This window comes from Umezawaea beigongshangensis (assembly GCF_016464305.1).
GTDB lineage: Bacteria > Actinomycetota > Actinomycetes > Mycobacteriales > Pseudonocardiaceae > Umezawaea_A > Umezawaea_A beigongshangensis.
Genome location: NZ_JAEIOJ010000003.1, coordinates 336,234 through 349,221 on the forward strand (window position 1 = coordinate 336,234; position 12,988 = coordinate 349,221).

Annotated in this window: 10 protein-coding genes; 5 read left to right on the forward strand and 5 right to left on the reverse strand. The window is 72.6% G+C overall.

Going from position 1 to position 12,988, the window contains the following annotated elements; translation table 11 throughout:
- Positions 1-149 precede the first annotated feature (149 nt).
- Genes IMZ35_RS09765 through IMZ35_RS09775 form a run of 3 tightly spaced genes read left to right on the forward strand, consistent with a single transcriptional unit; the run spans position 150 to position 4,912 of the window.
- Positions 150-1,418, forward strand: a complete 1,269-nt coding sequence (locus IMZ35_RS09765; protein WP_199440652.1) for an alginate O-acetyltransferase AlgX-related protein — start codon at positions 150-152, stop codon at positions 1,416-1,418.
- Between the two features lie 54 nt (positions 1,419-1,472).
- Positions 1,473-2,957, forward strand: a complete 1,485-nt coding sequence (locus tag IMZ35_RS09770) for a polysaccharide pyruvyl transferase family protein (RefSeq protein ID WP_199440653.1) — start codon at positions 1,473-1,475, stop codon at positions 2,955-2,957.
- Positions 2,954-4,912 (forward strand): glycosyltransferase, encoded by a 1,959-nt coding sequence (locus tag IMZ35_RS09775; RefSeq protein WP_199440654.1) that lies wholly within the window; start codon positions 2,954-2,956, stop codon positions 4,910-4,912. Before IMZ35_RS09770 ends, IMZ35_RS09775 begins: the two co-directional genes overlap by 4 nt.
- 57 nt (positions 4,913-4,969) lie before the next feature.
- Here IMZ35_RS09775 and IMZ35_RS09780 read toward each other — a convergent pair whose 3' ends face one another.
- The 5 genes from IMZ35_RS09780 to IMZ35_RS09800 all read right to left on the reverse strand — a co-directional run bounded on the left by IMZ35_RS09780 (position 4,970) and on the right by IMZ35_RS09800 (position 10,192).
- A complete protein-coding gene (locus IMZ35_RS09780; RefSeq protein ID WP_199440655.1) occupies positions 4,970-6,136 on the reverse strand; it encodes an SHOCT domain-containing protein in 1,167 nt (388 codons plus the stop codon).
- 114 nt (positions 6,137-6,250) lie between these two features.
- Positions 6,251-7,264: a hypothetical protein gene (locus IMZ35_RS09785; RefSeq protein ID WP_199440656.1), complete on the reverse strand. Its 1,014-nt coding sequence runs from the start codon at positions 7,262-7,264 to the stop codon at positions 6,251-6,253.
- Positions 7,200-8,396, reverse strand: coding sequence for an acyltransferase family protein (locus tag IMZ35_RS09790; protein ID WP_199440657.1), 1,197 nt, complete (start codon positions 8,394-8,396; stop codon positions 7,200-7,202). The genes IMZ35_RS09785 and IMZ35_RS09790 overlap by 65 nt, the downstream gene beginning before the upstream one ends.
- Positions 8,393-9,436, reverse strand: a complete 1,044-nt coding sequence (locus IMZ35_RS09795) for a hypothetical protein (RefSeq protein WP_199440658.1) — start codon at positions 9,434-9,436, stop codon at positions 8,393-8,395. The genes IMZ35_RS09790 and IMZ35_RS09795 overlap by 4 nt, the downstream gene beginning before the upstream one ends.
- Positions 9,437-9,568: 132 nt before the next feature.
- Positions 9,569-10,192 (reverse strand): hypothetical protein, encoded by a 624-nt coding sequence (locus IMZ35_RS09800; protein ID WP_199440659.1) that lies wholly within the window; start codon positions 10,190-10,192, stop codon positions 9,569-9,571.
- Between the two features lie 68 nt (positions 10,193-10,260).
- Here IMZ35_RS09800 and msrA point away from each other — a divergent pair, with 68 nt between their 5' ends.
- Both msrA and IMZ35_RS09810 read left to right on the forward strand, forming a co-directional pair.
- Positions 10,261-10,914 carry a peptide-methionine (S)-S-oxide reductase MsrA gene (msrA, locus tag IMZ35_RS09805; protein WP_199440660.1) on the forward strand — a complete coding sequence of 218 codons (654 nt, stop codon included), beginning with the start codon at positions 10,261-10,263 and terminating at the stop codon, positions 10,912-10,914.
- Positions 10,915-11,278: 364 nt separating this feature from the next.
- Positions 11,279-12,988 carry a DUF11 domain-containing protein gene (locus tag IMZ35_RS09810; protein ID WP_199440661.1) on the forward strand — a complete coding sequence of 570 codons (1,710 nt, stop codon included), beginning with the start codon at positions 11,279-11,281 and terminating at the stop codon, positions 12,986-12,988.

Genomic DNA, 12,988 nt, shown 5'->3' on the forward strand with positions numbered 1-12,988 from the left:
TCCGCGGCGAGCACGGCCCGACGCACGTGCGACGGGAGCGCGGCCGTCCGCGATTCGACCAGAACCTCGCGCGACCCCCTGCCCGGCTGATTAGGCTGCCGCTCGTGATGGTCGAACCGGGTGGTGCGCCTTCGCAGAAGAGGTCTGCGTTGCCCCCGCTCCACGAGTCGTTCCTGCCGCGCGAGCACGGGCTCTACCGCCCGCGCCACGGCACCCGCCAGGGCACCGCGCGCGGGGCGGCGGTCGTGTTCTTCTTCGTGCCGCTGCTGCTGCTCGTCCTGGGTGTGCGTCCCCCGGCCTTCGAGAACCGGGCGCTCGCCGCCTTCCCGTCCGTCACCGACGGCTGGGGCTTCTTCACCGGTTTCGACCGCTGGGCCACCGATCACCTGCCGCTGCGCGACAGGGCGGTGACCGCGGCCGACGGCATCAGCCGCGGCGTGTTCGGCGAAGCGCCGAAGCTCCAGCGGAAGACCGACGTCGGCCCGGTCCAGGCCCCGCCCGCTGCGACGGAGCCGGAGGAGGACCGCGACACCCCGCTGCCGTCGGACTACCCGGCCGTGATCGAGGGACGCAGGGGGTGGCTCTACTACGGGGTGGACGTCCAGGGCGCGTGCACGCCGGACCTGCCGCTGGACGAGGTGATGAGCAGGCTCCAGCGGCTCCGCTCGGTCGTGGAGGGATCGGGACGGCAGTTCGTCCTCGTGGTCGCCCCGAACAAGACGACGATGGTGCCGGAGAACCTGCCCACCCAGTACTACGGCTCCGAGTGCGCCGAACCCGTCCGCGACGAGTTCTGGAACCGGATCAGCGCCGAGGCCGGAGCCGTGGACCTGCGTCCCGCCCTGCGCCAGGCGGCGGCCGAGGCGGGAGCGCCCGTCTACTCCAAGTACGACACGCACTGGACGCACGAGGGCGGGCTGGCCATGAGCCGGGCGGTCGCCGAGCAGGTCAAGCCGGGCGTGACCGCGACCTGGAAGATCTCGAAGGCCGACGTCAGCGAGGTCCCGGCCGACCTGCCCAAGCTCCTGGGGCAGAGCAAGAGCGTCTCCCTCCAGAACTACGACCTGGCTCCCGACGGTGCCAGGGTGCGCAGCAAGCCGGTCCCCAGGCCCCTGTCCAACGCGAAGCGCTTCGTCCAGCTGCCCGGAACCGGGCTGGTGAGCACGGGGGTGGCGATGATCGGCGACTCCTTCACCTACTACGTGCTGAGCGACGTGGTCGCGGCCTTCTCCGACATCACCGTGCAGGACAGCGACAAGATCCCCGCCGATCCGCGCGAGGTCGGCGAGCTGCTGGCGCAGCAGGACGTCGTCGTGGTCGAGGCGGCCGAGCGCACCCTCGTGAACGGGACGCACCCGCTGCTCAACACCGAGATCGTCGACGCGCTCGCCGCCGAGCTGGCCGAGCGGCCGAGGTGACGAGATCGGCGGACCCGTGCCGATCGTTCACCCGGTCTCACTAGAGTCGCCGACGTGAGCAGCAGCGAGAACACTCGACCGACGGGCACGGTCGCGGTGTGGGGGACGTTCGACCTCGACAACTTCGGGGACCACCTCTTTCCGCGAGTGACCGAGCAGGAGATCACCCGACGCCTGGAGGGATGGCGGGTCAGGCCCTTCTCGCCGTACGGCGAGCAACACCCGTGCCGGATGGACGGGGGTTTCCTGGCCGAGGCGCTCGACGACTGGAGCCCCCTGCGCGTCGAGCAGCTCTCACGTCTCGCCGACCTCACGCTGATCGGCGGCGGGGAGATCATCCACTTCCAGGACCACGTCCTGGCGGGGGCGTACCACGCCTCGGAGGAGAAGCTCGCCGCCAGGGCCCCCTCCCGCTACTTCGTGGACGGCCTGGGCGCGGACTTCGAGCGCGCGCACCCGGTGGTGTGGAACGCGGTCGGCATCCCGTTCGCCCCGGAACCCGCACAGGCCGGGATGATCAGGGACGCCGTCGAGCGCCGCGAGTACACCTCCGTGCGCGACGAGCTGTCCCTGGAGCGCCTGCGGGCCTGCGGTGTCGAGAAGGACGTCGCGGTCGTCCCCGACATCGGGTTCCTGCTGGACCGCCTGGTCGCGCCCGAGGTGCTCGACGAGCGCCTGCGCTACCTCAAGTTCATGGAGTGGTACCCCAGCGACCGCCCGGCGCTGATCGTGCACGCCAACCGCTCGGCCGTGCACCGCGCCGCCGAGGTGGCGAAGACGATCGAGTGGGCGCTGGACGAGGCCGTGTCCGCCGACGTCGTGCTGCTGGAGACCGGCCCCGTGCACGGTGACGGTCTCTTCGCGGACGCGCTCGCGGCACGCCTGACGGGCCGCCGGATCTACCGGTTGCCCGCCGGGCTGCCGCCCGAGGACGTGCTCGCGGCCGTCCACGGTTCCGCCGGTGTGATCGCCATGAGCTTCCACGCCAACATCGCGGCCTTCGTCTTCGGCAAGCCGTGGGTCGTGCTCGACCTGAGCGACCAGAGCAAGCTCCGGGCGCTCGCCGAGACGATGGGAGCGCCGGACCAGCGCGCGGTGGACGCCGACACGCTCGCCAACGCCGTGCGCGCGGCGTTCGGGCGCACACCGGACCGGGAGCGGCTGCGCGCCCTCCAGGCGCGGGTCGACGCCCACTTCGACCGCGTGGCCGACATGGCCCTGCGCGCCCGCGAGGAACGCGGTGGCGACACCGCGGCGCGGATCGCCGACCTCGACCGGCAGAACGGGCTGCTGCGGCAGGCGTACCAGCAGTTGCGCCGCCGCCAGTTCGCCGAGCGGGTCGCCCTGGTGACCGAGCTGGAGAAGACGCGGTCCGAGCTGGAGCAGATGCGGGCCCGCTGGAACTCCGCGGTGAGCGAGTTGCAGGACCGCGCGGCGCACGACAGCCGTGAGCTGGAAGCGCTGCGCAACACCAAGCTCGTCCGCTGGAGCGAGCCGGCCCGCACCGTCTACGGCCGGATCAGGAGGTCCGGATCGTGATCGACCCGGCCTACGACACCCCGGTCCCGCCACTGGTGTCGATCGTGCTCGTGTCCTACGGCGGCCGAGCCATGCTGAACCGCTGCCTCTACCTCGTGGAGCAGCACACGAGCGTGCCCCACGAGGTGATCGTCGTCGACAGCGGTTCGCTCGACGGCACCGACGAGTGGGTCGGCAAGCACCTGCGCGGAGCCCGCGGCCACGTGATCGGTCGCAACGTGGGCTTCGGCGCGGGGTCGAACCGAGGCGTGCTGGACGCGCGAGCGCCGTACGTCTGCTTCCTGAACGCCGACGTCGAGGTCTCGCCGGGCTGGCTCCAGCCGCTGGTCGACGTGCTCGACCGGCACCCGGAGACCGGCGCGGTGGCTCCGGTCCTGCGGGAGTCCTCCGGGGAGATCCAGGAGTTCGGCTCGGTCGTCGGCGCCGACGGGTGGTGCCGCGCCTGGGGCGACGGCGCACCCGTCGGCGACGAGGACGCCCTCTTCCCGCACGAGGTCGACTACGCCTCCGCGGCCTGCCTGCTCGTGCGGCGACGGGCCTTCAACGAGGTCGGCGGGTTCTCCACCGACTACGGCGTGGCCTACTTCGAGGACGTGGACCTCGCGTTCGGCCTGCGGGCCGCCGGGTGGAGCACGCGCGTCGAACCCCGCAGCACGGTCGTGCACCAGCGGCACGGCTCCTCCGACGGCAAGACCGCCAAGGAGCTGATGGAGCTCAACCACAGCACGTTCCTGCGGCGGTGGGGGTCCACTCTGGACGGCCGGCCGACGCTGCCGCCGAAGGGGGAGCGCCCGCACCTGTTCTACTTCGCGCGCGACGTGCTCGCCGACGAGCGCGTCCTCGTGGTCGACGACCGCGTGCCCAACGCCGACCGGGGCAGCGGCGACCCGCGGACGATGCGGTTGCTCGAAGCCCTCGCCGCGCCGGGACGCCGCGTCACGTTCCTCGCCCGCGACCGGCTGCGCGCCGAGGCGTACGCGCCCGGACTGCTGGAGCTCGGCGTGGAGGTGGTGTGGCAGCACGCCAACCCGTTCCAGGTCATGCGGGAACGAGCGGGCCTCTACGACGTCGCGTTCGTGATGCGGCCGCACAACTTCGAGTGGATCGCCGAGGCGCTGGCCGAGAGCCAGCCGCAGGCGGTGAAGGTGTACGACTCCGAGTCCCTGTTCCACCGCCGCGCGGAGCAGTACGTCGGTGTCGCGCGGAGCGAGTCCGCGCGCCGCGCCGCGCGCCGCGAGGCCGACGAGCTGCGGCGGCTGGAGGAGGCCGCGTTCCGCTGGGCCGACGTCGGTGTCTGCGTCACCGAGATCGAGGCGGACTGGGCGCGGTCGATCGCGCCGGACACCTCGATCCGCGTGGTGGGCTACCCCACGGACGTCTCACCCGCGGTGCCCGGTCTGGAGGACCGCAGCGGCATCTCGTTCTTCGGCGGTTTCATGGCGGGGCCGGGAAGCCCCAACGAGGTCGCGGTGCTGGAACTCGTCGGCGAGGTGCTGCCCGAGCTGTCGCGCACGCACCCCGACGTCCAGCTGTCGATCATCGGAGCCGACCCGACCCCGGACGTGCTGGCTCTGGAGTCCGACCGCGTCCAGGTGATCGGTCGCGTGCCCAGCCCGGCCCTGTGGCTGGGGCGTTCCCGGTTGCAGGTCGTCCCCATGCACCTCGGGGCGGGCATCAAGCTGAAGTTCCTCGACTCGATGGCGGCCGGGCTGCCGTTCGTGACGACGACCGTCGGCGCGGAGGGGCTGCGGCTCGGGGCGTTCGCCAAGCACCTCGTGGCCGACTCGCCCGCCGAGATGGCGGAGCTGGCCGCCGCGCTGCTGTCCGACGACGCCCTGTGGCTGGAGGCCCACCACGAGGTGCTGCGCATCGCCCGCGAGTGGTTCTCCTGGCGGGCGTTCCGCGGCGAGCTGGACGAGGTGCTCGTGGACTGCGGAGTGGCGCCGAGGTTCTGATCGGAACGAGGAGGGGGACCGGGCGCGCGCCCGGTCCCCCTCCTCGTTCGACGTCCGTCAGCCGGCCGGGAACTCGTCCACCTGGCGCTGGAGCAGCGTCTTGTACGCCTTGGAGGCCACGTCCTCCGACGGCGCGTACGACTCGACCCGCACCACGAACCCGTCTGTGACGTAGTGGGCCCGGTACGTGGCGGTCTTGTTCACGTCGGTGAGCGGCAGGTGCCGTCCCAGGACGCCGGTCGGGCTGTCGTTCAGCGCTTCGAAGCTGGCCGCCTGGTACAGCTCGTCCACCTGCGTCAGCACCGCGGCGGCGTCGTTCGCCTTGAACGCCCAGATGCCCTGGACGAGACCCGTGTTCTCGTCCCTGCTGACGACGAAGCGGACCTCGGTCACCCCGGCCTGCTGGAGGATCTGCGCCTCCTCGACCGTGGGGACCTTCGCGTCGAGCGCCGCCTGGATGGGCAGGCTCTTGAACTGCACGGTCTTGCTCGGCAGTTCGACGAACGGACCGTCCGGCACCTTCTTGGGCACGGTGGTCGTGGTCGTCGGCGCGGGCTGCGCGGTGTTCGTGTCGCCCGTACCGCCGCTGCCGTTCCTGCCCCAGATGAAGTAGGCGCCGACGCCCGCGCCGACGAGCAGCACGAGGACCAGCACGATCGCGATGATCTTCCCCTTGCCGCCGCCGGTGCCCTCGTCGAAGACCTCCGGCCCCTGCTTGACGCCCCAGGCGCTCGCGGCGTCGAGCGAGGGGAAGTCGGTGTTGCCCCAGGGCGGAGCGGAGGAGTTGCCCCAGTTCGGCGCGTTGGGCGGGCCGGGCACCTGCTGCGCCGGGAAACCGCCGCTCTGTGCCGCTCCCTGGTTGCCGATCCCCGGAACGACCTGGGTGCGGTCGGAGTCCTGCGGGCCGTTGGTGCGCACGACCTGCGTGCGTTCCGCGTCCTGCGGGCCGTTGGTGCGCACGACCTGCGTGCGTTCCGCGTTGTCCTGCGGCTGGCCGCCGCTCTGCGCAGCGCCCTGACCGCCGCCCGGCGTCGCGTCCGGAGGACCCGCCTGCCAGGAGAAGGGGGGCGGGAACGGCGATCGTGATTGCGGCGCGGGTGGTTCTGCGGCCGACGGAGCCGCGGACGCGAGCAGCTCGTCACGACGGCGCCGGTACTCGTCCGCGGAGATACTCCCGCCAGCCAGCGCGCTGTCGAGCTCTTGCAAGTCCTCTTGCCAGGACATCTGCGCCCCTCCCGGTGAAACTCAGGCAGAGGCCATTCTCACCGATGGCCTCCGCCACTCGTGTTCCGCCTCCCGGATCGCAACCTCCTTGTGAGAACCGGGGGCGGCACACCACTACTTCGCCGGCACCTTCGCGATCACCTGGTCGAGGAACGCGGTGAACGCCGCCTGCGCCTCCTGCTCCCCGAACGCCTTCGGAGCCGCCGTCCCCACCCTGATCGTCGTGCTGCCCATGACGTAGACCGCGCGGAACAGGAACTGGTCCTGGTGCTGCCCCTTCGTGGTGGACACGCTCTCCGGGACGTCCTGCGCCTGGAAGGGGGTGAGGCCGATGGTGGTGTGCGTCTGGATGAAGGCGTTGCCGAGCTCGATCGCGGCGTCCTCGTCCTTCGCGCCGAACACCGCGACCGCGTAGCCGAGCCCGCGGTCCGACCCCGACTTCTGCACGACGTCCGTCACGCCCGCCGTCTGCGCGGCCTTGAAGTCGGCCTCTCCCAGAACCTTGCGGTTCTTGGCGTCGTCGACGCCGTACTCGCCGGTGTTCGCGTTGGGCTTGCCGGGCGGGTCGGGCAGGTCGTCGAGCCCCGGCGTCCGCGCCTGCTCGGCCGTCGTGGACGTCTGCTGGGCGGCCGGGGTGGTATTGCCGTCCCTGAAGCCGAACCACCACGTGGAACCGCCGACGAGCGCCAGCACCAGCACGGCGACGAGCACCCACAGCCCGGTCCGCTTCTTCCCCGTCGCCTCGAAGACCTCGGGACCCTGCATGCCCTGGTTCCAGGGCGTGCCCTGCTGGAAGCCCTGCTGTTGCTGCTGGGCGGCCCAGGGCGGTGGGGTGGCCTGCTGCTGCTGGCCGCCCGCCGGTGGCCAGTTGTTCGGGGGCGGGGGGAAGGCCGGCGGCCGGATGAACGCGGTGGCCCCAGCGTCTCCCGACGTGACCACCTGGGTCCGCTCCGCGTCGCCGGACGGCTCCTGGTTCCCGGGAGCCTGCGCCTGCCAGCGCAGGCCCTGAGGCGCCCCGCCGGTCGCGCTCGCCAGCACCTCGTCACGGCGTGCCCGGTGCTGATCAGGCGATATCTGCCCCTTGGCGAGCGCTTCGTCCAGCGTCCGCACCTCGTCCTGCCAGCCCATCGCGGTTTCCTCCAGGGGTCGGTTCATCGGTGTCAACAGGGCGTTCGAGGTCCGCGCGCCGTCGGCGTCGGCGGCGCAGCAGGCGTTCGAGCGGGCGTTCGACCGCGCGGTAGAACAACTCCGTCGCGACCGCGATCACCAGCACCGAGATCAGCAGTGCCCAGGACGCGCCGATCGCGTCGACGAGCAGTTCGAGCACCGCGAAGCCGATCGGCATGTGCACCAGGTAGACGCTGTAGGTGCGCCTGGCCAGTGCCCTGGTCCAGCGCGACCGCGCCACCGGGCCGTTGGCAGACATGAACAGCAGCACCAGCAGCACGATCATCAGCAGCACGTTGTGGTAGCCGCCGCCGGGGGTGAAGATGCCCCGGCTCACCAGGTCTGCGCGCACGAACAGCAGCAGGTGGACCGCTCCGAGCGCCACGGCGGCACCGAGCCGGACGCGTCCCGCCTGCGCGAGGGAGATCAGCTGTCCGATGAAGACGATCGGGAGGAACGCGACGACCGTCCGGACCGGCCCGACCGCGCCCTGCGGCACCAGCGACGTCGTCACCGAGATCAGTGCGGCGGCGACGGCGGACGGAAGCCACGGCCAGCGGCGCAGCAACGGGATCGTGAGGGCGGTGAAGGCGTAGAAGGCGAGCTGGACGAGCAGGGTCCACACCACGGGGAGCAGCACGGCGCCACCGACGAAGTACGGCCCGAACCACGCGTTGTTCAGCAGGTGGAGCGCGGTGGCGGCCGACTCCGGCGCCATCTCGCGCACCAGGCCCGTGCTCACGACCGCGAAGGCGAGGATCAGCGCGGCCCACAGCGGGGGGAGGACGCGGACCGCCCGGCGGCGCAGGAACTCGCCGGGGCTCTCCCGCAACGACACCCTCGTCACCACGAGCCCCGACACCAGCAGGAACGAGGCCACGCCGATGAAGGCGAGGTCGGGCCGCAGGTGCAGCGGCGACGTCACGGCGTTCACGAGGTCGCCGATCGGCCAGGACCGGTTCTTGCCGCTGATCCAGCTCGCGAGGTGGGTGTAGACGATGGCGGCGGACGCGACGACGCGCAGCACGTCCAGCCCGTGCAGGTACTCGGAGCGGCCACCGCCCGCGGTCGGCGGGGTCGTCGGCGTGGTCACGCTTGCCCCCGGACCGGCGCGGTGCGCAGCGCGGTGCTCGCCCGGTGACCGCACTCGGACGCCAGCAGCGTGGCGGCCGACGCGATCACCAGGGCGAGGAGAGGGGGGAGCGCGGACAGCGCGCTCGCCAGCGCCCAGCCGATCGTCCCGGTGAAGACGAGGATCCAGCGGCTCCGGCTCGCGAACCAGTCGCCCACCGAGCGGCGGGTGCTCCCGAGGTCCGCTCGCACCAGGGCGGTGAAGAACAGCGCCGCGTAGCACGCGGTCAGGCCGTACCACCAGCCTTCGAGGTCCGGGAACGCCCGCTCGGTCCATGCGACGAGGCCCCACGCCGCGAGCCCGGCGAGCACCAGCGGCCACAACGGCGCGGCGCCGCCCGTGCCGCTGGCGACGAGCTGACCGATCACGGCCAGCGGCCAGAAGCACAGCAGGAGCGCGAGGGGCGACGAGGGATCGCAGAACGCCGCGAGAACGCCGACGACCGCCAGTTGTGCCAGGGGCGTCCACCAGACCGCTCGGCCGCCGGACCGGGAGATCACGGCGCCGGTCAGGGTCGTGATCAGCTCGACGCAGACGACCCAGCCGAGCGCCAGCACCGGCGCCGCGCCGGGAGCCAGGTAGTTGATCAGGCCGACGTCGCCGAACGCCCCCGCCGGGCTCAGCTCGCCGGTGTCCCGGCCCGCCAGCACGTCACCACCGGCGAGCAGCAGAGCCGCGGCGACCGCCGCGCCCACGACGAGCGGGAGGTAGACCCGGACCAGCCGGTCGCGGACGGAGCGGCCCGCACCGCTCGCGCGGACCGAGGTGAAGCCGCTCGCGAGCAGCAGCAGCATGATGCCGAGCGGGCCGCCGTCCTCGCCGATGCCCAGCGGCCGGGAGACCCACTCGCGCGTCTCGTCGACGAGGGCGAGGCGGACTCCCCGCTGATCGCTCCACAGCCCCCACAGGTAGCTGTAGAGGAGGAGGGCTGCCCCCGCGGCCCGCACGACGCGCGCGGCCCGCACCTGCGCGTGGCGCGCCCCGGCGGAAGCGTGCGACATCGTCTTTCCTCGACCTTCCGGACCGCGGCTCGGAGGTCCTGTGCCGCGTCAGGGCCGACCCCCGAACGGGCGACCCTGAAAGCGTGTGGAAGGAGGGTAAAACACGACGGTCCGCACTTATGCGAGCTTTGCTCAGAGAACCTGCGGCAGCCGCTCCAGCTGAGCGGCGAGCGCCCCGGCGAACGTCCGCACGACGTGCTCCGAGTCGGTGCCGTAGGCCTCGACGCGCACGACGCCGGACGACGACACGTAGTGCCCGCGGCAGGTGACGACACCGTCCGCACCCGGCGGGGGTTCCAGCAGCAACGCCGACGTACCCGGTGGTGTGCTGCTCAACCGCTGGTAGTCCGAGTCCTCGTAGAACCGCTCGATCCCGGCGACGAGCTCGACGGGGTCGTGGTTCTGCCGGAGTTCGAACAACCAGCTCCCGACGGTCACCCCGTCGTCCGCGGCCACCTTGGCGGTGACGTTCCTCACGTGCGGTTCGAGGAGCTCGATCTCGGACCCGGTCAGCACGCGGGCGTTCTCGACCACCTGGAACTTCTGGGACAGGTCGAGCACGACCTCTCCCGGCGGGAGGACCACCGGGTCCGCCTGCGAGACGATCGTCGGGCGGCGCGGATCGCCGGTGACGACGACGCCCCGCGGAGTGCTGCTGTCCCCGCCGTCGCCGCCCCACGCCCACGCGCCCCAGGCCACCGCGGTCAGCAGCGCGACCGTCAGCGCGGCACCGGTCCTGCCGGGCAGTGGCGACATGGGAACTCCTGGTCCGCGGGTGCTTCGCAGCACGTCCGGTCGACGCGATCGTTCCGTATCCTGGACGCATGGCCTGGTTCGGACGTGACAAGACTATGCAGGTGGACGCCGCGAACGCTCTGCCAGGGCGTTCGACCCCGCTCGCCGTGCCCACCCACCACGCGGTCCTCCCCGACCGCCGCATCCGGCCCCCGTTCCCCGACGGGCTCCGGACGATCGTCGTCGGCATGGGCTGCTTCTGGGGCGCCGAGCGCGTCTTCTGGCAGACCCCCGGCGTGTACACCACGGCCGTCGGCTACGCGGGCGGCTTCACCGAGAACCCCACCTACGAGGAGACGTGCTCCGGGCTGACCGGGCACACCGAGGCCGTGCTCGTGGTGTTCGACCCCGCGCAGATCTCCGAGGAGGAGGTGCTGCGGGTGTTCTGGGAGGGCCACGACCCGACGCAGGGGATGCGCCAGGGCAACGACGTGGGCACGCAGTACCGCTCGGCGGTCTACTACGCCGACGACGCCCAGCGCGCCGCCGTCGAGTCGACCCGTGCGGCCTACCAGGAGGCGCTCACCGCCTCCGGCCACGGCGAGATCACCACGGAGATCGCCCCGCTGGGCTCCTTCTACTACGCCGAGGAGTACCACCAGCAGTACCTGCACAAGGTGCCGAACGGCTACTGCGGCATCGGCGGCACGGGCGTGAGCTGCCCGGTGGGCCTCGGCGCCTGACGGTCGCGCACGGCGTCCGCGCCGCGGGTGCGGCGCGGACGGGTGTGGACGGGAAGGTCGCAGCGGTCAGCCGCCGGACTCCGGCTGCTCGATCGCGGTGCTCGCCGCGTCGGGGGGCTCCGCGTGCGCCGCGCGGAACTCGACGCGGGTCACCGTCCTCGTCGCCCCTCCTCGGCCGCCCGCGGAAACCGTGCGAGCGGGTGCGTCGGCACGGGAAGCGCGCGCGGGCGGGGGTCACCCGGACGAAGGTCCTCTGATCGGCGTGGGCTACCTTACCTGCGATTACTCGATCACAGGTCGTGTCCAGAGCGGCGCATCGCGAGATCGCGCGCCGGGCGGCGGCCCACCGCTGGGGAGAAGACACTTGTCCACCACCGTCACCGGGGTGGCTAGCAGAGCTGTTGCGCTCGCTGCTGCCCTGACGCTGGGAAGCTGCGCGCTCGCGACCTCCGCCGTCGCGCAGCCGACCGGTGACCCGAGCAGCACGCCGACCACCACCACCCCGACCGCCACCTCGACGTCGGCGCAGGTCCCGGCGCCGGTGGCCCGGCCGGACCTGCGCGTCTCCGCCACGGCGGCCCCCGGCGGGCACCTCGTCGGGGAGCGGGTCGCGGTGACCGTCACCATCGTCAACGCGGGCCCCGTCGCCGCCACCGGCGTCAAGGCCACCACCTACCGCCGCTCCGGCTCACCGTTCTTCGTGGACTCGCAGTCGTGGGGCGACCTGGACGTCTTCGGCCCCGGCACGACCGTCCCGGCGGGGGCCACCACCGTGGTCGAGGTCGTCGGCTCCGTGCCCGGCTGGGACGGCGGCGACCCGCAGTTCACCGTGGACGTCCGCGCCGACGACGACGTCGAGCGCGCCGACAACCAGGCGCAGGTCACGTTCGGCCTCGTGCCGTCGACCACCACCGGCACCGTGTCCGGCGCGGTCTTCGGCGACCGCGACGGCGACGGCGCGTTCGGCGACGGCGAGGGGCTCGGCGGCGTGACCGTCGTGCTGTCCGGCAACGGCCGGAGCTTCGAGGGCACGACCGCCGCCGACGGGAGCTTCAGCGTCACCGGGGTGCCGGCGCGGGTCTACTCCGTCTCGCACCGCAACGTCCCGGACGGCTGGGTCGTCCCGCACTCGGCCGAGCAGGTCGGTGTCGAGAGCGGCACGTCGGAGCTGCTGGTCCGCGCGGTGCGCCCGCTGTCCGACGTGCTGAGCGCCGACGTGGAGTTCACGGCCGACTCGTACCGGGCCGGTGCCGAGGCGCGCGTCCGCGTCACGCTCACCAACAGCGGCCCGGTGGCGCTGCCGGGCGTGCACGTCGGGTGCGACCGCAGCGGCGACGGGCCGCACGTGCTCCTCGCCGACGTCGAGGACGTCGGCGACCTGCACTGGTCGCGACCCGGTGTGACCGTCGGCGCCGGGGTGACCTGGACGTTCGAGGCGCGCGGGACGGTGCCGGACGAGGCGGACCGCTACGGCTCGGTCTTCGCGTCCTGCGACTTCGGCAGCGCGAACTTCGACCAGAGCGGCTTCCCGAAGGCGTTCGACACGGCGAGGGTGCCCGGCGTCTCCGCGAACACCGACGGCCTGATCCACCACGACGCCGACGGCGACGGGGCGTTCGGCGAGGGCGAGGGCGTCGCGGACACCACCGTCGGCCTGGTCGACCCCGACAGCGGCCTGGTCGTCGCGGAGTCCACCACCGGGTCGGACGGTCGCGTCGAGTTCACCGCCGTGCCAGCGGGCATGTACCACCTGAGGCTGTCCGGGCCGTGGCGCTGGGAGGGCGGGACGGCGCCGTTCATCTACGTCGGCACCTGTCCGCTGTACTGCGGCGGCGGCTGGGAGTGGCGCGTCGTGCCCGGCGCGGCGGAGCGCGCGGTGGACCCCGTCGCGGCGGTGCCGGCGACGGGACTGCCGCGCGCGGCGCCGACGGTCCGCAGCAGCGGTGGCGGCGGTACGACGTCGGACGACCTGGCGTTCACCGGCGTCGACGTGGCGGGGCTGTTCTTCGCCGGTCTGCTGGCGCTGGTCGCCGGGATCGGCGCGGTCGTGATCGGTCGCCGCCGCAGCGCGTGA

What these genes read in the sequence shown, in the direction of transcription:
- IMZ35_RS09780 (WP_199440655.1), bottom strand. Translation starts at nt 6,136, where the DNA reads ATGTCCTGGCAAGAGGACTTGCAAGAGCTCGACAGCGCGCTGGCTGGC.
- IMZ35_RS09785 (WP_199440656.1), bottom strand. Translation starts at nt 7,264, where the DNA reads ATGGGCTGGCAGGACGAGGTGCGGACGCTGGACGAAGCGCTCGCCAAG.
- IMZ35_RS09795 (WP_199440658.1), bottom strand. Translation starts at nt 9,436, where the DNA reads ATGTCGCACGCTTCCGCCGGGGCGCGCCACGCGCAGGTGCGGGCCGCG.
- IMZ35_RS09800 (WP_199440659.1), bottom strand. Translation starts at nt 10,192, where the DNA reads ATGTCGCCACTGCCCGGCAGGACCGGTGCCGCGCTGACGGTCGCGCTG.
- msrA (WP_199440660.1), top strand. Translation starts at nt 10,261, where the DNA reads ATGGCCTGGTTCGGACGTGACAAGACTATGCAGGTGGACGCCGCGAAC.